The 20,804-nt window shown below is 64.0% G+C and carries 22 protein-coding genes; 3 read left to right on the forward strand and 19 right to left on the reverse strand.

What is annotated here, in order from left to right; genetic code table 11:
- Positions 1-7: 7 nt before the first annotated feature.
- The 4 genes from RBB31_RS19250 to infC form a co-directional block, all read right to left on the reverse strand.
- On the reverse strand, positions 8-916 hold the full coding sequence (locus tag RBB31_RS19250; protein ID WP_306130875.1) for an ABC transporter permease: 909 nt from the start codon (positions 914-916) through the stop codon (positions 8-10).
- On the reverse strand, positions 909-1,916 hold the full coding sequence (locus tag RBB31_RS19255) for an ABC transporter permease (RefSeq protein WP_306130876.1): 1,008 nt from the start codon (positions 1,914-1,916) through the stop codon (positions 909-911). Before RBB31_RS19255 ends, RBB31_RS19250 begins: the two co-directional genes overlap by 8 nt.
- Before the next feature lie 42 nt (positions 1,917-1,958).
- Positions 1,959-3,665: a peptide ABC transporter substrate-binding protein gene (locus tag RBB31_RS19260; protein WP_371931350.1), complete on the reverse strand. Its 1,707-nt coding sequence runs from the start codon at positions 3,663-3,665 to the stop codon at positions 1,959-1,961.
- Between the two features lie 202 nt (positions 3,666-3,867).
- Positions 3,868-4,413 (reverse strand): translation initiation factor IF-3, encoded by a 546-nt coding sequence (gene infC, locus RBB31_RS19265; RefSeq protein WP_371931351.1) that lies wholly within the window; start codon positions 4,411-4,413, stop codon positions 3,868-3,870.
- 203 nt (positions 4,414-4,616) lie between these two features.
- Here infC and RBB31_RS19270 point away from each other — a divergent pair, with 203 nt between their 5' ends.
- Positions 4,617-5,450 carry a translation initiation factor 3 gene (locus RBB31_RS19270; RefSeq protein WP_306130877.1) on the forward strand — a complete coding sequence of 278 codons (834 nt, stop codon included), beginning with the start codon at positions 4,617-4,619 and terminating at the stop codon, positions 5,448-5,450.
- A 78-nt stretch (positions 5,451-5,528) separates the two neighbouring features.
- On the opposite strand, the gene RBB31_RS19275 is transcribed toward RBB31_RS19270, so the two are convergent.
- From RBB31_RS19275 to cysG, 6 genes are all read right to left on the reverse strand, one after another.
- A complete protein-coding gene (locus tag RBB31_RS19275) occupies positions 5,529-6,374 on the reverse strand; it encodes a ferredoxin--NADP reductase (RefSeq protein ID WP_306130878.1) in 846 nt (281 codons plus the stop codon).
- A 71-nt stretch (positions 6,375-6,445) separates the two neighbouring features.
- Positions 6,446-6,877 carry a DUF934 domain-containing protein gene (locus RBB31_RS19280; RefSeq protein WP_306130879.1) on the reverse strand — a complete coding sequence of 144 codons (432 nt, stop codon included), beginning with the start codon at positions 6,875-6,877 and terminating at the stop codon, positions 6,446-6,448.
- Positions 6,874-7,620: a phosphoadenylyl-sulfate reductase gene (locus RBB31_RS19285; protein WP_306130880.1), complete on the reverse strand. Its 747-nt coding sequence runs from the start codon at positions 7,618-7,620 to the stop codon at positions 6,874-6,876. Before RBB31_RS19285 ends, RBB31_RS19280 begins: the two co-directional genes overlap by 4 nt.
- A complete protein-coding gene (locus RBB31_RS19290) occupies positions 7,607-9,274 on the reverse strand; it encodes a nitrite/sulfite reductase (RefSeq protein ID WP_306130881.1) in 1,668 nt (555 codons plus the stop codon). The genes RBB31_RS19285 and RBB31_RS19290 overlap by 14 nt, the downstream gene beginning before the upstream one ends.
- Positions 9,274-9,576, reverse strand: coding sequence for a DUF2849 domain-containing protein (locus RBB31_RS19295; RefSeq protein ID WP_306130882.1), 303 nt, complete (start codon positions 9,574-9,576; stop codon positions 9,274-9,276). The genes RBB31_RS19290 and RBB31_RS19295 overlap by 1 nt, the downstream gene beginning before the upstream one ends.
- Positions 9,576-10,970, reverse strand: coding sequence for a siroheme synthase CysG (gene cysG, locus RBB31_RS19300; protein WP_306130883.1), 1,395 nt, complete (start codon positions 10,968-10,970; stop codon positions 9,576-9,578). Before cysG ends, RBB31_RS19295 begins: the two co-directional genes overlap by 1 nt.
- 145 nt (positions 10,971-11,115) lie before the next feature.
- Here cysG and RBB31_RS19305 point away from each other — a divergent pair, with 145 nt between their 5' ends.
- Positions 11,116-11,583, forward strand: coding sequence for an Lrp/AsnC family transcriptional regulator (locus RBB31_RS19305; RefSeq protein WP_306130884.1), 468 nt, complete (start codon positions 11,116-11,118; stop codon positions 11,581-11,583).
- Here the strand turns inward: RBB31_RS19305 and tpiA are convergent.
- From tpiA to RBB31_RS19350, 9 genes are all read right to left on the reverse strand, one after another.
- On the reverse strand, positions 11,549-12,331 hold the full coding sequence (gene tpiA / locus RBB31_RS19310) for a triose-phosphate isomerase (RefSeq protein WP_306130885.1): 783 nt from the start codon (positions 12,329-12,331) through the stop codon (positions 11,549-11,551). The genes RBB31_RS19305 and tpiA overlap by 35 nt on opposite strands.
- Before the next feature lie 59 nt (positions 12,332-12,390).
- A complete protein-coding gene (locus RBB31_RS19315; protein WP_306130886.1) occupies positions 12,391-12,741 on the reverse strand; it encodes an iron-sulfur cluster assembly accessory protein in 351 nt (116 codons plus the stop codon).
- A gap of 28 nt (positions 12,742-12,769) precedes the next feature.
- Positions 12,770-13,540 (reverse strand): DUF3307 domain-containing protein, encoded by a 771-nt coding sequence (locus tag RBB31_RS19320; RefSeq protein ID WP_306130887.1) that lies wholly within the window; start codon positions 13,538-13,540, stop codon positions 12,770-12,772.
- A 56-nt stretch (positions 13,541-13,596) separates the two neighbouring features.
- Entirely contained in the window at positions 13,597-14,217 is a 621-nt protein-coding gene (locus RBB31_RS19325; RefSeq protein ID WP_306130888.1) for a MarR family transcriptional regulator, read from the reverse strand.
- A 71-nt stretch (positions 14,218-14,288) separates the two neighbouring features.
- The gene (locus RBB31_RS19330; protein WP_057794000.1) at positions 14,289-14,651 is read right to left on the reverse strand and encodes an SUF system Fe-S cluster assembly protein; all 363 of its coding nucleotides are present in this window, start codon (positions 14,649-14,651) and stop codon (positions 14,289-14,291) included.
- A 211-nt stretch (positions 14,652-14,862) separates the two neighbouring features.
- Positions 14,863-16,269 carry a 30S ribosomal protein S6--L-glutamate ligase gene (rimK, locus tag RBB31_RS19335; RefSeq protein WP_306130889.1) on the reverse strand — a complete coding sequence of 469 codons (1,407 nt, stop codon included), beginning with the start codon at positions 16,267-16,269 and terminating at the stop codon, positions 14,863-14,865.
- Positions 16,270-16,381: 112 nt separating this feature from the next.
- Positions 16,382-16,654, reverse strand: a complete 273-nt coding sequence (locus RBB31_RS19340; protein ID WP_306130890.1) for an NfeD family protein — start codon at positions 16,652-16,654, stop codon at positions 16,382-16,384.
- Positions 16,651-17,541 (reverse strand): SPFH domain-containing protein, encoded by an 891-nt coding sequence (locus RBB31_RS19345; protein ID WP_306130891.1) that lies wholly within the window; start codon positions 17,539-17,541, stop codon positions 16,651-16,653. The genes RBB31_RS19340 and RBB31_RS19345 overlap by 4 nt, the downstream gene beginning before the upstream one ends.
- Positions 17,542-17,627: 86 nt before the next feature.
- On the reverse strand, positions 17,628-19,292 hold the full coding sequence (locus RBB31_RS19350; RefSeq protein WP_306130892.1) for a mechanosensitive ion channel family protein: 1,665 nt from the start codon (positions 19,290-19,292) through the stop codon (positions 17,628-17,630).
- Between the two features lie 162 nt (positions 19,293-19,454).
- On the opposite strand from RBB31_RS19350, the gene tgt reads away from it, so the two are divergent.
- Positions 19,455-20,585, forward strand: a complete 1,131-nt coding sequence (gene tgt / locus RBB31_RS19355; protein ID WP_306130893.1) for a tRNA guanosine(34) transglycosylase Tgt — start codon at positions 19,455-19,457, stop codon at positions 20,583-20,585.
- The last annotated feature ends 219 nt before the right edge of the window (positions 20,586-20,804 follow it).

The following is a 20,804-nucleotide window of genomic DNA, read 5'->3' on the forward strand; positions in this document are numbered from 1 at the left end:
ATCGGGATCAAAGCGGCGCGGCACGTCCACGCAGCCTGGGATCGAGCGCGTCGCGCAGCCCGTCGCCCATGAAATTCACACTCAGCACCGTGAGCGAGATCATCAGGCCGGGCCAGAACACCCGCCACGGAAACTCGGAGAGATAGACCACCCCGTCGCTCAGCAGCCGGCCCCAGGTGGGGAAGTCGGATGGGAAGCCGAGGCCGAGAAAACTGAGCGCGCTTTCGGTGATGATGGCGTTGGCGATGCCCAGTGTCGCCGAAACGACGATGGGCGACAGGATGTTAGGAAGGATATGGCGCGTGATAATCCGCATTTGTGTGGTGCCGGATGCGCGCGCGGCCAGCACGAACTCGCGCTCCCGTACGCTCAGCACGTCGGCGCGTACGATCCGCGCGACCGGCATCCAGCTCGTTACGCCGATGGCAATGACGATCAGAAGAAAGATGCCGGTGTTCGTGCCGACCGAGGCACTCAGCGCTTCGCGGAACAGCATCACGATGACCAGCAGCAGGGGTAACAGCGGAAGCGACAGAAATAGGTCCGTCAGCCGCATCAACGGCCCGTCGAGCCGTCGAAAGACTCCCGCCGCCACGCCGACCAAGGTGCCAAGCCCAACCGACAGCACCATCGCCGCCAATCCCACCGACAGCGAAATACGACCGCCCGCCAGCACCTGCGCCAGTAGATCTCGGCCCAGTTGATCGGTGCCGAAGGGGTGCGCGGCACTCGGGCCGGCATTGCGCGCCGAGAAATCGGGCGCGTCGGGCGCGACATCCCAAAGCAGCGGACCTGCAAGCACGCCGATCACGATGGCAGCGAAAAGGCCGGCGCCAAATACGGCGCCCTTGTGGTGCATGAACTGGCGCAGGATGTCACGCCATAGCCCGTGTGAGACGCGAAGTGGATCAGCCATAGCGTATCCTCGGGTCAAGCAGACCGTAAAGCAGATCGGCCAGCAGGTTGGCCAGCACGATCAGCACGGCGAACAGAAACGTGAGCGTGTGAACGAGCGGCAGGTCGTTAGCCTTGATCGCCCCGATCAACTGTGCCCCGATCCCGTTGATTGCAAAGACCTGCTCGGTGATGATCGCTCCGCCAAAGATGGCCGGGGCCCCCAGCGCGATGACCGTCACCACCGGGATCATCGAGTTGCGCAGCACATGCACCATCACGACGACCCATTCGCTCATCCCTTTGGCCCGCGCCGTGCGCACGTAATCCTGGCTCAGGTTGTCCAGCATCGCCGAACGCATGTAGCGGCTGATCTGGGCCGTGGTCTGCACCGACAGCACCAGCACTGGCAGGACCATCTGCTTGACCTGGTACGTGAAACTCTCCCAGTCGGTGACACGGTGGCTCGTCTCGTAAATGAACGGAAACAGATCTAACTGTACCGAGAAGACGAAGATGATCAGCGGGCCGGTCAGGAAGGGTGGCAGGGAGTATCCCACCATCGTGACGAAGGTGCTGGCGTTGTCGAAAACCGAGTATTGCCTGTAGGCAGCGAAGATACCCAGCGGTAGCGCCATAAGGATACCTACGACATAGGCCGTGCCCACCACCCACAGGGTCTGGGGCAGGGCCTGTGCGATCTCGAACATCACCGGCGCCCGGCTTTGCCAGCTCAGTACCCGCGGCTTGTCGACGGCGAGGGACGTGCCAAAGACATGGTCGATCAGCACCTGCGGCTCGACCCAGAAAAGCTGCACCATCCATTTCCAGAACCGCACGTGCAGCGGCTCACCCAAGCCCAGGGCCTCGCGCATCTGGGCTCTAACCTCGGGCGAGATCGTCTGCGGCAGGTTGCCCATCGGATCGCCCGGAGCGACATCCAGCAACAGAAAAATGACCAGCGCGATGACGATCAGCATCGGAACTGACAAAAGCAGGCGGCGCAACGCGAATGTCAGCATCCCACCCCGTCCTTTTCCGGCACGCTCATCGCGGTTGCCGGATCAATCAACCGGGATCCGGTACCAGTCCGCCGCGTTCCACAACTCGCTGTCCCAGGCATTCAGAATGACGCCACCCAGCGAATTCACATGCGCCGAGACGCGGCCGCGATGGACAAGCGGCTGGATCACGAAGTCCTGCACCAGCATGTCGTTCATGGCGCGCGCCAGCTCTGCCCGGTCTTCGAGCCCGCCTGTTTCACTCATCTCCGAGGCCAGGGCATCGTAGGCCCCGTTGCAGAACCGCGGTATGTTGGTTCCCTGCCACTGGTTCTCCGGCGTCGGGATCCGGTCGCAGGTCCAACTGGCCATATAGGCCTCGGGGTCGGTGCCATCGAACATCTGGGCGTACATCTGAATGTCGGCATAGAATTTCTGATAGGTGTCCGGGCTGTTCGGATCGCTGCCGAAAAAGACATTGCCGTCGACATTGCGCAGCTCGGTCTCGACGCCGAGTTCCGACCACCAACTCTTGATCGCGGCCTGGAAGGTCTGGCGCACGGCATTGGTCGAGGTCTGGAACAGAAGGCGCAAGGCAATCCCATCCTTGTCGCGCACCCCGTCGCCGTCGCTGTCCGTCCATCCGGCGCTGTCCAGAATCGCCTTCGCGCCTTCGATATCCTGCACCTTGCACGCCTCGTTCGCGTCCGAGGCATAAAGCTCGGGGGCAGGCAGGATGTTGCATGTGACCCGCCCGGCCTCGCCATAGCCGATCTCGACCAGGATCTCCCTGTCGATCGCCATGCTGAGCGCCTGCCGCACCGAAACGTCGGTCAGGATGGGATGCGGATGCGCGAGGGTCGACCGCGCATCCCCCAAGCCGGAGGAAGGGTCGGTCAGGTTGATCACGATACGCTCCACGAGCGTTCCAAACGCCGAGACAACTTCGCCCTTGCCGGCAGCTTGCATACCGTCCAGTACCTCGGGGGGCAACTGCAAATTCCAGGCATAGTCGTAATCCGCGGTTTCCAGCACGGCCCGGCCCGCATTCTCTGCCGTGCCGCCGCCCTTGATCATCAGGCTTGCAAAGGCCGGCTTGGCCGGGTCGCGGTAATGGGGATTGGCCGACATCCTGACGGTATCGCCGGTACGAAATTCATCCACCACGAATGGCCCTGTACCGATGGGATGGAAATTCGCCTCGGTGCAGGTGGGCGCCCGCTCGCCAAGGCAGTCCGCAAACTGGTTCGCCTGAAGGATGGGGGACGTCGCGCCGACAAAGGCGTCATATGGAAATGGCTTGGCTTCCTCGAACCGGATGGTCACCGTGCGCTCGTCCGGTGTTTCGATATCGGTGATCCCGGCGAACTTGTCGACATGCGCGCAACCGCCACCTTCCGCCGTGCAATAAGTCCAGGTGAAGGCCACGTCGGTCGCAGTCACCGGCGTGCCATCGGACCATTTCAGATCGTCCGAGAGCCGCCACGTGATCGACCTGAAATCTTCGCCGATGCCACCATTTTCGACGGTCGGGATCTCGTCCACCAGCCACGGGACCATCTCGCCGGTCTCATCGTAGCGCGCCAAGGGTTCCAGCACGAGGCTGGCCGATTCGACATCCTTGATACCGCCGGACAGGTAGGGGTTCAGGATCGAGGGTGCCTGCCAAAAGATCAGGTTGACCTGACCGTCGCTCGCCCTTTCATCGGCTGCGGCCTGTGCGACGGTACAGGCCAGCATCCCCGCGGCCATCAACTGTCCACACTTCATCCCCAATCCCCCTGTTCAGCCGGTCTCACCTCCCACAAGGCCGGTGACGGGCCTTTCATGAACCCCTGTTGTTCTGAGTGGCGGGTTCCGGGAGTGTGAAATCGGCGGTATCTGACCACCTGCTTGGCAGAAAAGCAAGTGGTCAGGCCCGATAGGCCTGACCGCACGAGCCGCAGAGCCTCGCTGCCTGAATTCTGACGTCCTACTTGGCGCCCGGTGCGATGATCATGATCATCTGGCGGCCTTCCATCTTGGGCATGTTCTCGACCTTGCCGATGTCCTTGATGTCCTCGGCCACCCGCTGCAACAGGTCGCGGCCCAGATCCTGGTGCGCCATTTCGCGGCCGCGGAACCGCAGGGTGATCTTCACCTTGTCGCCGTTTTCAAGAAAGCGGAAGACGTTGCGCATCTTCACGTCATAGTCATGCGTGTCGGTGTTGGGGCGGAATTTCACCTCCTTCACCTCAATGACCTTCTGTTTCTTGCGCGCTTCGGATTCCCGCTTCTGCTGTTCGTACTTGTATTTGCCATAGTCCATGATCTTGCAGACCGGCGGGTTGGCGTTCGGGGAAATTTCCACGAGGTCCAGACCGGCCTCTTCCGCCATGCCCATCGCGCGTTCTGGCGTCACGACGCCGACGTTTTCGCCATCCGCCCCGATCAGGCGGATTTCCGGAACGCGGATTTTATCGTTGATGCGGGGGCCGGTGTCGCGCGTCGGAGGCGCGTTGTGTGGTCTGCGGGCTATGGTTTTTGTCCTTCGATCGTTCGACGAGTTTGAGGTCGCAAGGTAACCGCGCGCAGGGGGTGTTTCAAGCGGCAAAATAGGGGCGTGAAGACTGCATCGGCGGTAATTTCCCCTTGCACGCGCCGAATTTAGGCTTCAACTCGAAGCAACTGTAAGGCAGGCTGTCACGGTCTTTAGATACCTGCCAGTTGAAGGGAATACCAATGAGAACCATTTTGTGGCTGATCGTCGCCCTTGCCATCCTTGCCGGCGGTTACATGCTGTTCACCGGCAAGTCACCGCAGGAGGTCGTCGACGAGGTGTCCGGCACCGTGTCTTCGCCCGAGGAACTGGACAGCGCCGGCGAGACCGCCGGCGAGGAGGCCGAGAACGCTGTCGAGGACACCGGTGAAGCCGTGGACGCGGCCGCCGACGATGCCGCAGAAGCCGCCGATGATGCCGCTGAGGCCGCGGAGGATGCCGTGGATGCCACGTCGGAAGCCGCCGACGAGGCCGCCGATGACGCGGCGAACTTCGCCGAGGACGCTGCCGATAACGCCGCCGACACGGCCAGCGAAGCCGCGGAGGCGGCGGCTGAAGCGGCCGCCGATGCGGCGGACGCCGTGGCCGAGACAGCCGAGAACGTGACGGAGGACACGACAGAAGCCGCCTCTGAAGCGGCGGACGCCGCTGCCGGCACCGAAAGCGATGCGGCTGATGCGACCGACGAAGCGGCCGAGGGCGCGGCGGACACCGTCAGCGATGCCGCCGCCGCGACGGAGGATGCCGCCGAGGAGGTCGTGGACGAGACCGCGGAGGCGACCGAAGACACTGCAGGCGGGACTGACGAGGTTGCCACCGAGGCCGCCGACACGCCGATCGAAGAGCTGTTGACGCTCGAAGGCTTCGACTATGACCAGGTGACCACCTACATAGACAATTCCGATCTCGATGCGGATCAGAAGACAGGGTTGAAATCCAGCCTCGAAGCGGCGCGGGACAATCCGGATATGCTGGAAAGTGCACTGGACGCGGTGCGGGACGCGCTGAACCTCTGAGTGTATCCACGCTCTGAAAAGCGAAAACCCGCGCTGCGACCAGCGCGGGTTTTTTGCTTTGCCGGCTGAACGCGTGCTTCAGTCAAGGAACGCTTTCTCGACCACGTATTCCTTGGGATCGGAATTGGCGCCCTCGCGCAGGCCGTATTCCTCCAGCATGTCCTTGATCTCGAGGTTGAAGGCCATGTTGCCGCAGACCATCGCACGGTCGCTTTCGGGGCTCAGCGGCTCCACGCCAAGGTCCGCGAACACCTCGCCCTTGCGCATCAAATCGGTGATGCGGCCCATCTTGGGACTCTCCTCGCGCGTGGTGGTGGGGTAATAGCGCAGCTTTTCGTGGAAGTTTTCGCCGATCAGCTCCTCCAGCATCTCGTCGGTGCGGATACCGTCGATCAACTCCTTGCCATAAGTCAGTTCACCCACCTCGCGGCAGGTATGGGTGATGATGACTTCGTCGTAATCGGTATAAGTCTGCGGGTCGCGCAGCAGCGACGCGAAGGGCGCAAAGCCGGTGCCCGTTGCAAAGAGCCACAGTCGCTTGCCGGGCAGCAGAGCATCATGCACCAGCGTGCCCACGGGCTTGGGCCTCAGGATGATCTCGTCGCCCGGCTGGATATGCTGCAACCGGCTGGTCAATGGGCCGTCCTGCACTTTGATCGAATAGAATTCCAGTTCGTCGTCCCATGACGGCGAGGCGATGGAATAGGCCCGCAGCAGTGGCTTTTCCTTGCCGGTCTTTTCGTCTTTCTGCAGCAGCCCGATCATCACGAACTCGCCCGAGCGAAAGCGCAGGCTGGCGGGGCGGGTGGTGCGGAAGGAAAACAGCCGGTCGGTCCAGTGCTTGACCGCCGTCACGGTCTGGGCGTCAGGCAGGGTAGGGACTTTGACGGGTTTCGCTTCGGTCACGGTCACGGTCTCGTTCATCAGCAATCATCGCCCAGGGTTTAGGCCCGGGCGTCTCCTCGTATACTTTGTTTCAGGTCAGATGACAGGGGTCATTCGGCGGGAATTTTGCCGCGTCCAGCCCCGCGCAGGCGCGACTGGTAGTCATGCGACTGCCAGTTCGCACGAAACAGCCATTGGTCCTCGGGCTGGCGTTCAGCCAGATCGTCAGAGATTTCCACCTCGTCAAAGCCTGACCGGCGCGCCATTGCGTATTGATCGGCAATCACATGGCCCCGGGCCCGCAGGCGCCCCTTGAAGCCCATCAGACGCAACTGCCGCGCGATGGTAAAACCGCGCCCGTCGGAAAAGCTGGGAAAATCGACACGGATCATCGGGATGTCCGCGATCCGCCCAGCCAGTTCGTTGGGATCGTTGCTGGACGCAAGGTCGATGGCACAACCCGGATGCGCATCATTCAGTGCGGCGATGGGGCCGTCCCAGTCGTCGCTTGTAAAGCCTTGATCGGTCACGATAACGCTCATGCCGTTTCTCCTGTTCTGACGGGTTTTCCGTTGACGAAATGAATGCCGCATTCGGACTTGTCCGTTCCGCGCCAGCGGCCCGCCCGCGCGTCCTCACCGGCGGACACCCGGCTGGTGCAGGGTGCGCATCCGATGGACGGATAGCCCTGGGCCACCAGCGGATGCCGGGGCAGGCGATTTTCTTCCATGTAGGTCTGCACGTCCTGACGCGTCCAATGCGCCAGCGGATTGACCTTCATCCGGCCCGTGGCCTCTTCGGTCTCGAAGAAGTCGAGCGCGGCCCGGTCGCCGCCGTGATAGCGTTTGCGACCGGTGATCCAGCCGTCAAAGCCTTGCAGCGCGCGTTGCAGCGGCACGGTCTTGCGCAGGGTGCAGCAGGCGTCGGTGTCGGATTGGTGCAGGTCTCCGTCCGGGTCGTGCTCGGACACCGAGTCCGCGTCGGGGCGAATGATGCGCAGATCCTTCAGGCCAAGGCGCTCGGCCAGTTCCTGCTGATAAACCAGCGTTTCGGCAAAGAGCATCTCGGTGTTGAGAAAGATCACCGGTGTGTCGCGTTTCAGCACCGAGATCATGTGCAAGAGCACCACGGATTCCGCGCCGAAGCTGGATACAAGTGCCAGTTTCCCGGCCTCGGGGCTGGCCAACGCATGACGCAGGACGGCGGTCGCGGAGTTCAGACGATACCACTCGTTCAGGCCCGAGACGCGGGTCGGCAGGCTGGTGTCGATCTTACTCTGCAGCATAGGCCTTGTCCTGCTCATAGAGGGCGGTCTTGAACGGCGCCATGCCGGCGCGGCGGTAGAATTGCAGGAACGTCTCGTCCCGATCCTGCCGCTGATCCAGGTAAGCCTCGACGATCCGCTCAACCGCCGGGATGATCTCGTCCGCCGAAAAACCGGGGCCGGTGCGTTCTCCGAGGGCCGCGTCCTGGGTGTGGTCGCCGCCCAGCGTGATCTGGTAGTTCTCAACGCCCGCACGGTCGAGCCCGAGGATGCCGATATGGCCGACGTGGTGGTGGCCGCAGGCGTTGATGCAGCCCGAGATCTTGATCTTCAGCTCGCCAATATCGTGCTCCAGCTTCAGCTCGTCGAAGCGGGTCGCGATCTGCTGGGCGATCGGGATGGACCGCGCCGTGGCCAGCGCGCAGTAGTCCATGCCCGGGCACGCGATGATGTCCGAGATCAGGCCGATATTCGCAGTGGCCAGACCGTGCTTTTTCAGAATGGCGTGCAGCGCGGGCAGGTGGGATTTGTGCACATGCGGCAGGATCACGTTCTGCTCGTGGCTGATGCGCAGCTCGTCGTGGCCGTAGAATTCGGCAAGGTCGGCCATTACCCGCATCTGGTCCGCGGAGGCGTCTCCGGGCGTTGCGCCGTGGGCCTTGAGGCTGATCTGGACGATTGAATATCCCGGCGCCTTGTGAGCGACAAGGTTCGTGTCCGCCCAGGACCGGAAGATCGGGTCGGTCTTGTAGGTGGTCTCGTAAACCTCGGTGCCGTCCTGCCGAAAGGCGGGCGGGGCGAAGGCAGCCTTGATCTCCTCAAACAGCGCGACGTCGATGCCGGAAAACGAGGGGCGGATGACCTCGAACCGCTCTTCCACCCGGGCGCGGATGTCGTCGATGCCATGCTCGTGCACGGTGATCTTGATGCGCGACTTGTACTTGTTGTCACGCCGCCCCAGCAGGTTCCAGACGCTGACCGTGGCCTCGATATAGGGCAGCAGGTCTTCCTGGCTGACGAAATCGGACAGGACCTTGCCGATCATCGGCGTCCGACCAAGGCCGCCGCCGACGAGAACGCGGTAGCCGATCTCGCCATCACGCTCGACGATCTGGATGCCGATATCGTGCGCCTTGATCACGGCGCGGTCGTTCGGGCTGCCGGTAACGGCGATCTTGAACTTTCGCGGCAGGAACTGGAATTCCGGGTGGTCGGTGGACCATTGCCGCAAGAGTTCGGCCACCGGACGCGGATCGGCGATCTCGTCCTCGGCGGCGCCGGCGAAATGGTCGGCGGTCACGTTGCGGATGGTGTTGCCGGAGGTCTGGATGGCATGCATCTCGACCTCGGCCAGTGCGTCGAGGATTTCCGGCACGTCGCGCAGTTCAGGCCAGTTGAACTGGATGTTCTGGCGCGTGGTGAAATGGCCGTACCCCTTGTCCCATGTCTCGGCGATATGGGCCAGCTGGCGCATCTGGCGCGAGTTGATCGTACCATAGGGGATGGCCACGCGCAGCATGTAGGCGTGCAGTTGCAGGTAGAGGCCATTCATCAGGCGCAGCGGCTTGAACTCGTCCTCGGTTAGGTTGCCGGCGATGCGGCGCTCGACCTGGGCGCGGAACTGGCGGTTGCGCTCGGCCACGAAGGCCGCGTCGAATTCGGAATAGGAATACATCAGTTTACCTCGGCTTGTTTGCCATGGTGATAGTTGGACGGACCGGTGCGGCGGAATTCCTCGCGGAAATGCGTCGGCTGCGGGCCGCCGTCAGAAGGTTTGGCATCGGCCAGGTAGGCCCCGACGACCAGTTCGGGCTGCCCTTCGGCCTGTGCCAGCCGCAGCTTGGCGAGTGCTTCGTCGCTGATCAGTTCAGCCTCGGAAAGGTGCCGCGACCAGCGGTCATCGGCGGTCTGATAGACGACGTCTCCTTCCAGCAGCGCGTTGGCGGTGACGACCTTTGGGGTGAATTCTCTGGGCATCAGGCGAACTCCTGCGTCGAAAGGGGAAGGTTTGCTTCGGCGGCACGGGGTGCCAGACCGATGAAGGTGAGCGCGGGGCCGGCCAGATCGGCCGCTTCCAGGTCCTGCGCCATGCGGGCCACGGTGGTGGCGACGATGCGCTGTTCGGGACGCGAGGCGTTCTCGACGATGCTGACCGGGGTGGCGCGGTCGGCGCCGTGCATCAGCAGGCGGCCTTGGATGAACCGGCTGGATTTCTTGCCCATATAGATCGCGGCCACCTCATTGGGTTGAGCGAGGGCAGCCCAGTCCTGCTCGGCGTAGCCTTTCATGTCGTGGCCGGTGACAAAACGGACGGCAGCGTTGCGCTGGCGTTTGGTCAGGCTTTGACCGATCGAGGCGACACCGGCGGAGGCGGCAGTGATCCCAGGCACGATGTGCCAGCCGATCCCGGCAGCCTCCACGGCGTCAATTTCCTCGTCCAGCCGCCCGAAGACGGTCGGATCGCCACCTTTCAAGCGCACCACCTGCGCGCCGGTGGCGGCGTGTTCGACGATCAGCGCGTTGATATCCTCCTGCGACATCGAAGGGCCGAAGCCGGTTTTGCCGGCGTCGATCAGCGTCGCTTCGCGGCGGGCAAGTTCAAGGATTTCGGGCGTGACCAGCCGGTCGTGGATCACCACGTCGGCGGCGTCGAGCGCCTTGCGGGCCTTGAGGGTCAGCAGCTCCGGGTCACCGGGGCCGGCGCCGACAAAGGCCACGTGGCCCTGGCGCTCCTCGGCCTTCACATGGGCATCCAGCAGGGCGGGCAGGGCATTGGTGACCGCGTCTTCGCCGCCTTCGTCCATCGCGCGGGGGCCAGCGTCGAAATAGTACTCCGACCAGAAATCACGGCGCTTGCGGCCCATGGGCAGAACCTCGACCGTCTTGCGGAAGGCCTTGCCGATGCGCGCCAGGGTGCCCAGCGTGGCGGGCAGACGCTCTTCCAGATCGGCCTTGATCGCGCGGGCCAGAACGGGGGCTGCGCCCTCGGTGCCGATGGCGACGGTCACCGGGTCGCGATCGACGATGGCCGGCGTGATGAAGGCACTGTCCTGCAGGTTGTCGACGATGTTCACCAGCGCGCCATCGGCGCGGGCGATGGCGGAGGTGCGGGCATCCTCGGCCTCGTCCTCGTCCGCGGCGTAAAACAGCACGGCGCAGGTGGTGTCGCCGGGTTCCATCGCGCGGCGCACGAGGCGAAGCTTGCCGGCGGTGTGCCAGTCTTCGATCTCTTGCGCGGGAGCGGGCGCGAAGACCGTGATCTGCGCTTCGGTCTTCAGCAGCAGGCGCAGCTTGGCGAGCGCTGCGTCACCACCGCCCGAAAGGACCACGCGGCGCCCTTCGAGCGCGACGAAGATGGGAAAATGTTTCACGGGGCACGCCTCCGGCTGCGATTGACTTACCCAAATATATAGAAAATATTCCCGGCATTGCGCCACCTGATGGCGCGAATAAGGACACGCGTTCCAATTCGAAAGCGCCCGATGCGGAATGTTCCGGGAAAAGGGAAAATGTGGAATGCCCGTTCGTCTCGATGATCTGGATCGGAAAATCCTTTTGGAACTGCAAAAGGATGGGGGGCAGTCGCTGGACGATATCGCCAAGTCCGTGGGCAGTTCGAAGACGCCGGTGTGGAACCGGATTCGGAAAATGCGCGAGGGCGGCGTGATCCGGCAGCAGACCTTCCTGCTGGATCCCGAAGCCCTTGGGCTGGAGGCCTGTTTCTTTGTCCTGATCCGCACGTCAGAGCATGACAAGGAGTGGCAGGACAGGTTTCTGAATGCGCTGAGAACACGGCCGGAGGTGATGGAGGCGCACCGGCTGGCGGGCGATATCGACTACATCCTGAAGGTCGTGGTCAGCAACGCGCGCGCCTACGACATCTTTTACCAGGCGCTGATTTCAGAGGTGAAGGTGCATAACGTGACGGCGCTGTTGTCGATGGAAGAGATCAAGTCGACGACGATGCTGCCGCTGCACGCCTAAACAGGCCTTCCAGAGCCTTGATAATAGGGGAAAAATCGGCGGCCTTCAGGCTTGCGCCGCCGACGAGGGCGCCATCCACGTTGTCGGTGGCAAAGATCTCGGCGGCATTGTCGGGCTTCACTGATCCGCCATAGAGCAAGGGGATGGCGGCGCCCTCGGCCTGACCGAAGCGGCGGATCATGCGGGCGCGGATGAAATCGTGTACTTCGTCGATTTGCGCGGTAGAGGGGACCTTGCCGGTGCCGATGGCCCAGATGGGTTCATAGGCGATGACCGTGTTGGCGGCGGTGCAGCCGTCGGGCAGGGAGCTGGCCAGTTGCCCGCCGATGATATCGAGCGTGTTCGACGCCTCGCGCTGCGCCAGCGACTCGCCCACGCAGACGATGGCGACGAGGCCCGAGGCATGCGCGGCCCTCGCCTTGGCGTTGACGTCGTCGCTGCTCTCGCCATGGTCCTCGCGCCGCTCTGAATGGCCGAGGATGACGTGGGTTGCCCCGGCGTCCGCCAGCATGTCGGCGGAGATGTCGCCGGTATGGGCGCCGGAAACCTGCGCGTGGCAATCCTGACCCCCGATCAGTAGCGGACCGCCATCCACCAGCGACGCCGCTGTCCGGATCAGCGTGGCAGGCGGGCATATCAGAATATCGACGGACGGATCGGGATGCGCCTTTGCAAGCGCAGAAAGTTCATCCAAGGCACCGCGTGTGCCGTTCATTTTCCAATTACCTGCCGCCAGTTTGCGCGCCATCCGTTACCTCCGGGTTAATTGACCGAATTGGTAGCGGCTCGGGCCCGGCGGGGCAACGGCTACATGTTTTCGAACTTGATCGACTCGCCGCAGCCGCAGGCCTCGGTGACGTTCGGATTGTTGAAGACGAATCCCGATTCAAGAAGCGAGGTCTGGTAGTCGATCTCGGTCCCGAAAAGGAACATCTGGGCCATGGGGGCGATCATGACGCGCGCCCCTTCCTGTTCGACGACCTCGTCGTTGGGGTCGACCTCGGTCACGTAATCCATGGTGTATTCCATGCCCGCACAGCCGCCTTTCTTGACGCCGATGCGCAGACCCTGATGGCCGTCTTTCTCCATCAGGCGGGCAATCATGGAGGCCGCCTTCGGGGTCATCGTGACCGCCTGTTTGCCTGGAATTCCGAACATGTGCCTTTTCCTTTGTCCTGCGATAAATCTAGGGCTTCGCGGCCCCGATCTCAAGAGCCGGAAGCGCGCCGATCAACGCCTGCGTACACAGCGTGGCGCCAATGGCCCAGCCGAAGGAGGCCAGCGTGCCGATGATGACGTATTCGGTCGCACGCCGGTCGTTGGAGACCGTGCCGAAGCGCAGGATGGACTTGGCGGCGACGAGAAATCCGATCGCCGCGAACTGGCCGCCGAGGATGAAGACGAAGATCAGCAGGCGTTCGAGGTGACCGATGGTCTTGCCGGCCCCGGGCAGGCCGGTGTCGCGCGGGCCCGGTTCGGTGTCGCCAGTGCCCGGCGGGGCGACGGCCGGGTGACTGTCCATCAGGTGCTGGACGGCGAAATCGCCCGCGCGCAGCGTGATGATCAGGCCGGCTAGCAATGCCATGGCGTGCAACAGGGCGACCTGCGCCGGGGGCGAGAGTTGCGCGGCGTAAATGCTCTCCGACCACAGGTTCGGGGCCCAGATCGCAAGGGCCGCGAGCGTGGCGAGATGTGCCGCCTGATCGACGAGGAAGGCGGTCAGGCCGGTGGCGCGTGTATAGGTCTTGAGACAGTCGATGGCGAGATGGACCACGGCAAGGGCAACCAACTCCGGCGTCGCCACCTGGCCCAGCGCCGCCTGAGCGGTCACGAGAACCACCGCCCCATGCAGGAGCATGACGCCGGCTTTGCGCTTGTTGCGGTGGATCCAGTCCGTCTGAAGGACGAAATCCGCCAGCACGTGGGCAAACAGGAGGGCGGTGAAGGTCTCGAGCATGGCGGGCTCCGGTTCAGGGCAGGCGGATTGGCTTGCTCTGGGCGCGAGAAAGTGGATCAAGCTGCATCTTCATCCCTTTCAGTGAGCTCGAGCGCGTCGGATATGGCGGGGAAACCGGCAGCCCAGAGCGCCTGGTTGACCGCCTGGCGGGTGATGCCGAGCTGTTCGGCGATTTCGGCGCGCGGGCCGGTGCCGGGTGGCAGGGCGGCGTGCATCGCGCGGGCCTGGGCGACGGTCCAGTCCTGGCTGATATGATCGGCCAGCCGGGTCGTCGCGGCCAGCAGACCGCCCGAGGCGTGCGCCATCTGCGCGTGGTTCGAGATATCGGCCAGCAGGCGACCCGAGGCGGTAAAGGCGGGGCCATGGGCCCCGTTGGGATCGGCATCCTCGGGCAGGGTTCCGGGGCCGCGGGCAATGGCGATCCGCGTTGACAGCGCCTTGCCTTCGCGGCGCAGGGCCGCGCGGATGAAAAGCGCGGCGCGCAGGTCCAGAACAGGGGCGCCGATGGCGCATTGCCAACTGTCGCCACCGCGGCGGGCGTGGCCCGTGACAAGCCCTTTACGCCAGCTGGCAATGGCGCTGACGGCAGTATTTATGGCGTCCAGCGCCGCGTCGAGCTGTGACGCCGTCAGGTCGCTGGAACTGACGATATCGCCGGTCAGAACAGCAAATTGCACCGGATGTCCCCTTGTGACAGTCGGGGCAAGCGTATCAGGTTTCTTTAACCGAAAGCAAGTCTTTTTGCTTGCTACATGAAGCCGAGTTCGAGACGGGCCTCGTCGCTCATCATGTCCATGCCCCAGGGTGGCTCCCACGTAAGATCAACATCAACCTGTTTAACACCGGCTAACGGCTCGATCGCCTCGGCCACCCAGCCGGGCATCTCGCCGGCGACGGGGCAGCCGGGTGCGGTGAGGGTCATGATGACGCTGACCTCGTTCTGGGGCGTGATGTCGATCGTGTAGATCAGGCCGAGGTCGTAGATATTCACAGGGATTTCAGGGTCATAGACCGAGCGGCACGCTTCGACGATCTGGTCGTAGAGCGGGTGATCCGTGCTGGAGGGCGCAATCAGCGGCGCGCCTTCGAGGGGTTCTGGCTGCTGGGTCATGTCACATCCTGTGCGGTTATCCGACTGAATATATAAGGATACGAGAGCGGCGCGTCCAGAGGGCGTGCGGTGGATTAACGGCGCGAAATCGGCCGGTTTGGGCGGGGGTGACGTGCGTGCACCCCGCGTGCACCGGGCGTGCACCGCCGCGGCGCGGCACCGGGCGGCGCGAAAGGGTTAACGCGCGCGAGGTGACGTTGCGTCGTTCGCATCATCTGGTCGACCGCCGCCGCCGCACGGGTTCGGGGCGCACGCGGGCCTCGATATCGTCGTAGAGCATCCCGACGATGTTCTTGCCGGTCGAGGTCTCGATCCCCTCCATGCCGGGCGAGGAGTTGACCTCGAGCACCTTGGGCCCGGCCTCGGCGCGCAGAAGGTCGACGCCCGCCAGTCCCAGGCCGAAGGCGCGGGCGGCGCGCAGGGCGGTTTCGCGCTCGGTCTTGGTGATGCGCACCGACTTGGCCGAGCCGCCGCGGTGCAGGTTGGAGCGGAAATCGCCCTCGGCCCCGGTGCGTTTCATCGAGGCCACGACCTTGCCGCCGATCACGAGACAGCGGATATCCTCGCCCGCCGCCTCCTTGACGAAATCCTGCACGAGGAAGTTGGCCTTGAGGCCGCGGAAGGCGTCGATCACGCTCTCGGCCGCCTTCTTGGTTTCGGCCAGCACGACGCCCTTGCCTTGGGTCGATTCCAGCAGCTTGACGATCAGGGGCGCGGTGCCGACGAGGCCGATGAGGTTGCCGGTGTCCTGCGGCGAGGCGGCGAAGGCGGTGTTGGGCATGCCGACCTTGGCGCGGGCCATGAGCTGATGCGCGTAAAGCTTGTCGCGGCTGGACGAGATACCGGCGGAGGGGTTCACGCAGTAGGTGCCGATGGTTTCGAACTGGCGCACCACGGCGGCACCGTAGGAGGTGATCGAGGCGCCGATGCGCGGGATCACGGCGTCGTAGCGGGGCAGGCGCTTGCCGTCGTAGTGCACCTCGGGCGCCAGCGTGTTGATCGCCATGTAGCAGCGGGTGGTGTTGATGACCTCGACGGAATGGCCGCGCTTCTCGCCTTCCTCGACGAGGCGGCGGGTGGAGTAGTTGTCTTCGCGCGAGAGCACCGCGATGCGCAGGGAGCGGTTGGGTTGGGCCTCGCGCATTTTCTTGGTGTGATAGACCTCGTAGTTGAGTTCGGGCTGAAGGAAGCGGTCGGTCGCGACGATCGAGATGTGATCCTTGAGCGCCGTGCGGCCCAGGAGCATCCGGCTGTTCATGGTGGAGCGGTTGGTGAGCGTGATCTCGATCGGCCAGGACTGGCCCGCGACCTCGAGCTTGCTTTCGATGACGTAGCGCAGTTCCTTCTCGCCGTTCGACGACGCCACCTCGCGCCGGTCGACGATGGGGGCGGAGCAGGGGATAACGAGGTCATCGCGGCCCGGGATCGGGTGCACGGTGAAGCGGACCTTGGGTTTCGAGGAGGGCCCGAAGGTTTCGATGTCAAAGGCGTGCAATGCCGAGGTGCGCGCGCCGGTGTCAACCTTGGCCCGCAATGCCGGCACGCCCAATCCGGGCAGGGAAATCCATTCTTCCCAGCCAAAGTTCAGGATCTCGGGACTGTCGGCGGAATTTGTCATGTGGCGGCCTTTTGGTTGTGGAACGGTCGGCGGTGGAACTGCAAGTTTCACCACGTAATCACTGTCGGCACAAGGTTACGGTAAGGTGACGGTCGCGGGGCGGTGCAAGACGCTATTTGTTGATGTCTTCGTCGAAATAGCGGGTCTGGTCGTCGGGCGACCGAAAGACGCGACGCAGTATCAGCCATGCGACCAGCGAGATCCCGGCAAAGAGCGCGATGAGCGTCGGCGGCATGAACGGGCCGAGCAGGGCCACCAGAAGCGCCATGACCGCAGCGCCGGCGGCGATGCCGAGAAAGATATAGCCCGGCATCAGCAATTCGAGAATGGCGATGGCCAGCGCGGCGCAGAGCCAGACCCACCACTGCGACAGCAGGTCGATCATGGTTTGCCTTTCAGCATGGTGAAGGCGTTGGCGAACGCCTCGACCGCGTGGGCGGGCACGATGACGGTCTGCGATGACGGGCCTTGGCCCAAGGCGTTGAGCGCCTCGACCTGTTTCAGGGCGACCTGGTATTGCGCGGCTTCCAGCCCGTTATCGGCGATGGCGCGGGCGACGACGCCGGTTGCGTAGGCCTCGGCGTCGGCTTGGATGCGGCGGGCCTCGGCGGTTTTCTCGGCGGCGTAGAGATCGGCGTCGGCGGCCAGTTCGACGGCCCGCTTGCGGCCTTCGGCCTCGGTTACCTGGGCGCGGCGGGCGCGTTCGGCGTTCAGCTGTTGCAGCATCGCCTCGCGCGTGGCCTGGTCGAGATTGACGTCGAGGATCTCGGCCCGGGTGACCTCGATCCCCCAGTTGTCGACGGCGTCCTCGACATGCTGCTTGATCGTGTCGATCAGTTGCGAGCGGTTGGCCTGCACGTCGTCGAGATCCATCTTGCCGATCTCGGCGCGCACGATCCCGGCGACGGTGGTGGCGATGGCGGCGTCCACATCGCGGATGCGGTAGACGGTCTTTTCGGGGTTGGTGATGCGGTAGAAGACGGAGGTTTCCACCTCGACCAGCACGTTGTCGCGGGTGATGGCATCCTGGCTGGCATTGGGCAGCTGGCGTTCGAGGATCGAGACGCGGTGCCGGATCTTGTCGAGGAAGGGCACGATGAAGTTGATCCCCGGTCCCAGCACCGAGCGCAGGCGGCCGAAGCGTTCGACCACGTGCTGTTCGGATTGCGGTACGATCTTGACGCCCTTGAAGATCACCAGGAACAGCAGCAGGGCGAGCAGGATGTAGGACAGGTTCGACGAGAGAAGCTCGACAATCTGGTCTTGGGTCATCTGGCGTCTCTCCGGTCAGGTCATGAAGTTTTAGGGCCGGGTGACAGGCCAATGCAAGTCTTTGTGGCGGTCTTCGGGTCCCGCGATCAGCCGTCCGGATAGTCCTGCGCCGGGCCCTGCGGCAGGAAGGGCTTGCCGGTTTCGGCCTCGAGCTCTGCCGCGCGGGCGAGCAGGCGTTCGCGGCAGGTGGTCTCAAGGTGCCAGAAGGTGGACTGATCGGGTGTTGGCAGACCGAAGAGGATCTTCTTGCCGAACACGTCCTGATCCTCGACCCAGACGCCGGCGTCATCCTTGGAGCCCAGCGTGCCATCGTCGATCTCGTCCATGATCTCGAAGAATGCCTGGCGCAGGGCCGCGACATCGGCGGTCTGGGCAAAGGTCAGGCGGATCGGCCGGGTCATCTCGCGGTCGCCGGCGGAGAGGTTCTCGAACGGGTGTTTGACGAAGTGGCTGACCGGCACGATGAAGCGGTTGCCGGTCCAGATCGCCAGCTGGACGTAGGTGAAGTGGATGCGCTCGACGGTGCAGAAGCGATCCTCGAAGATGATCTGGTCGCCGATCCGGGCCGAGCGGTTGAGCGCGATCTGCACGGCGGCCAGCAGGTTGCCCAGCACCTCGCGGGCGGCAAAGCCCAGCACGATGGTGATGGCGCCGGCCCCGGCGAGCAGGGTGTAGCCCACGGAATTGAACACCTGGACAGAGCTGAGCAGGGTGACCGCGCCGACGATGACGGCGAGGATGATGACGAACTTGCGGAAGCCCGACAGCATCGTGGCCATCGAGCGGTAATGCGCGTTGCCGGGAATGGCCAGTTCCTCGGGGCTGTTGAGGCTGACGCGGTCGAAGATCTCGTCGGCGACCCGCACGGCGGCCAGGGCGATGGCGACCACGTATCCCAGGAGGACGAGCGGACTGACGATGACGCTGATCGGGCCGGTGACCACCAGCAGGCGATTGGTGGCGAAACCGATTACGGCGGAGATCACCATGATCGTGGCCGGCAGGCGGAAGGCGCGGACGATGGACTGCACGATGCGGCGGCTGGAGAACCGGCCCAGCCAGCCGACGATGCGATAGGCGAGATAGCCCAGGACAAGCGCCAGAACGCTGATCAGCGGCAGCATCAGCCATTCCCAGACATACATGCCGAACGGGCCGCGTTCGCGCGCCCAGGGCGGCATGGCCAGTTCCAGCTCGGTCGGCTTGAACCGGTCGTAGAGGCCGGGGATGTCGCGCACGCTCTGGCGGGAAATGACCCAGGCCACCTCGCCGTTGGTGGACCTGACCCGGTTGATCCGCAGCGGCACGGGGCGCTGGTCGAGCTCCAGCGTGCTGAGCAGGATCGACCGGCGGGTGCGGCCCGTGCCGGGGTCTTCCTGCGGGCCTTCGAGCCAGCCATCGGGCCGGTCCGAGAGGTCGGACCACGGGATCAGGATCTGCCGGTCGATGACGGTCTTGAGTTCGCGCGCGAGTTCCGCGCCGCGATTGGCCTGCTGTTCGACGGGAAAGTCGGTCAGGTCCAGAAGATGGGCCGCCGCGCCGTACTGGTCGTTGTCGAGAAGTTCGAGCAGGCTTTCCATCGTGGCGCGGGGCGTGTCGCGGTCGATCGCCGCGGGCATGTCCGGCAGGCCCGGGTTGAGGAAATCGACCTCGAAATAGGGCTCTTCCTGCGCCGCGCCCGGCAGGGCAAGGCACGTGACGAACAGCAGCGCGGCGAAAAGAGCGCGCAGCGGGGCGGCGATGGCTGGCATTTGGCTGGTCACGTGTCCCGTCGTTTTATTGGCAGCTTAACCCGGCCCGGCGGGTTTTGGTTCAAAAACTTATCCCGGGTCAAGGCCGGGCGCGTGCGCGGGGTGGATTGAAGCTTTCGCCAGAGGCGTTATGGAGGGTGCAGCACGAAAGGACGGGGTGAGATGACGCAGGGCTTTGCATTCGAGCTGGGCGCGGTGGACGGGCAGGCGCGGACGGGGGTGATCAGAACGCCGCGCGGCGAGGTGCGCACGCCGGCCTTCATGCCGGTGGGGACCGCCGCCACGGTCAAGGCGATGATGCCGGAGTCGGTGCGCGAGACGGGTGCGGACATCCTGCTGGGCAATACCTATCACCTGATGCTGCGCCCCACGGCGGAGCGGATCGACGCCTTGGGTGGCTTGCACCGGTTCATGAACTGGGACCGCCCGATCCTGACCGACAGCGGCGGCTTCCAGGTGATGAGCCTGGCGGGGCTGCGCAAGCTGACCGAGGCGGGGGTCACGTTCAAGAGCCATATCGACGGGTCAAAACACGAGCTAACGCCGGAGCGGTCGATGGAGATCCAGCGCCTGTTGGGCAGCGATATCGTGATGTGTTTCGACGAATGCCCGGCGCTGCCGGCCAGCGACGAGGAGGTGGCCCGCGCGATGCGCCTGTCGATGCGGTGGGCGGCGCGGTCGAAGGACGCGTTCGGCGATCGGCCCGGGCATGCGCTGTTCGGGATCATGCAGGGCGGCGTGACGCAGGAGCTGCGCGAGGAAAGCGCGAAGGCTCTGGTGGATATCGGGTTCGACGGTTACGCGGTGGGCGGCCTGGCCGTGGGCGAGGGGCAGGCGGCGATGTTCGGGGTGCTGGACTATGCCACCGGGTACCTGCCCGATGACAAGCCGCGCTATCTGATGGGCGTGGGCAAGCCGGACGACATCGTCGGCGCGGTGAAGCGCGGGGTGGACATGATGGATTGCGTGCTGCCGTCGCGGTCGGGGCGGACGGGGCAGGCGTTCACCCGGCGCGGCGTTCTGAACTTCAAGAACGCGCGCCACCAGGACGATCCGCGCCCGTTGGACGAGGCCTGCACCTGTCCGGCGTGCCGGAACTATTCACGCGCCTATCTGCATCATGTGTTGCGCAGCCAGGAGATCATCAGCTCGATGCTGCTGACATGGCACAACCTGCATTATTACCAGGAGATCATGGACGGGATGCGCGGGGCGATTGCCGAGGGCCGTTTCGGCAAATGGGAGGCCGAGTTCCACGCGATGCGCGCCGAGGGCGATATCGCACCGCTGTGAGGGAAAGGCCGCGCTTGGCGATTGTAGTGATCGGAGCGCCAGATCGTTACCAGCCAAGGGCGAAATACCATTAGGGGAATCGGCGGATTCTCGCTTATACTATAAAGGTAGAAAGTATTTATTTTGGTGTTTCAATGGCTTATGCTGCCTTTGCCTTTAGCTGGATGACCGTCGCTTTGTTCGCTGCTGCCCTTTTGGCCTGACATTTGCGCCGTCTGA

It is taken from the genome of Roseovarius sp. MMSF_3350 (assembly GCF_030733425.1).
Lineage (GTDB): Bacteria > Pseudomonadota > Alphaproteobacteria > Rhodobacterales > Rhodobacteraceae > Roseovarius.

Coding starts and splice junctions, on each gene's coding strand:
- RBB31_RS19330 (WP_057794000.1), bottom strand. CDS start 14,651: ATGACCCAGCAGCCAGAACCCCTCGAAGGCGCGCCGCTGATTGCGCCC.
- RBB31_RS19320 (WP_306130887.1), bottom strand. CDS start 13,540: ATGCTCGAGACCTTCACCGCCCTCCTGTTTGCCCACGTGCTGGCGGAT.
- RBB31_RS19280 (WP_306130879.1), bottom strand. CDS start 6,877: ATGAGCGTTATCGTGACCGATCAAGGCTTTACAAGCGACGACTGGGAC.
- RBB31_RS19295 (WP_306130882.1), bottom strand. CDS start 9,576: ATGCCCAGAGAATTCACCCCAAAGGTCGTCACCGCCAACGCGCTGCTG.
- RBB31_RS19250 (WP_306130875.1), bottom strand. CDS start 916: ATGGCTGATCCACTTCGCGTCTCACACGGGCTATGGCGTGACATCCTG.
- RBB31_RS19345 (WP_306130891.1), bottom strand. CDS start 17,541: ATGACCCAAGACCAGATTGTCGAGCTTCTCTCGTCGAACCTGTCCTAC.
- RBB31_RS19340 (WP_306130890.1), bottom strand. CDS start 16,654: ATGATCGACCTGCTGTCGCAGTGGTGGGTCTGGCTCTGCGCCGCGCTG.
- RBB31_RS19260 (WP_371931350.1), bottom strand. CDS start 3,665: ATGAAGTGTGGACAGTTGATGGCCGCGGGGATGCTGGCCTGTACCGTC.
- RBB31_RS19350 (WP_306130892.1), bottom strand. CDS start 19,292: ATGCCAGCCATCGCCGCCCCGCTGCGCGCTCTTTTCGCCGCGCTGCTG.
- RBB31_RS19290 (WP_306130881.1), bottom strand. CDS start 9,274: ATGTATTCCTATTCCGAATTCGACGCGGCCTTCGTGGCCGAGCGCAAC.
- RBB31_RS19270 (WP_306130877.1), top strand. CDS start 4,617: ATGAGAACCATTTTGTGGCTGATCGTCGCCCTTGCCATCCTTGCCGGC.
- RBB31_RS19285 (WP_306130880.1), bottom strand. CDS start 7,620: ATGCTGCAGAGTAAGATCGACACCAGCCTGCCGACCCGCGTCTCGGGC.
- tpiA (WP_306130885.1), bottom strand. CDS start 12,331: ATGGCGCGCAAACTGGCGGCAGGTAATTGGAAAATGAACGGCACACGC.
- RBB31_RS19305 (WP_306130884.1), top strand. CDS start 11,116: ATGCCCGTTCGTCTCGATGATCTGGATCGGAAAATCCTTTTGGAACTG.
- tgt (WP_306130893.1), top strand. CDS start 19,455: ATGACGCAGGGCTTTGCATTCGAGCTGGGCGCGGTGGACGGGCAGGCG.
- RBB31_RS19275 (WP_306130878.1), bottom strand. CDS start 6,374: ATGAACGAGACCGTGACCGTGACCGAAGCGAAACCCGTCAAAGTCCCT.
- RBB31_RS19315 (WP_306130886.1), bottom strand. CDS start 12,741: ATGTTCGGAATTCCAGGCAAACAGGCGGTCACGATGACCCCGAAGGCG.
- rimK (WP_306130889.1), bottom strand. CDS start 16,269: ATGACAAATTCCGCCGACAGTCCCGAGATCCTGAACTTTGGCTGGGAA.
- RBB31_RS19255 (WP_306130876.1), bottom strand. CDS start 1,916: ATGCTGACATTCGCGTTGCGCCGCCTGCTTTTGTCAGTTCCGATGCTG.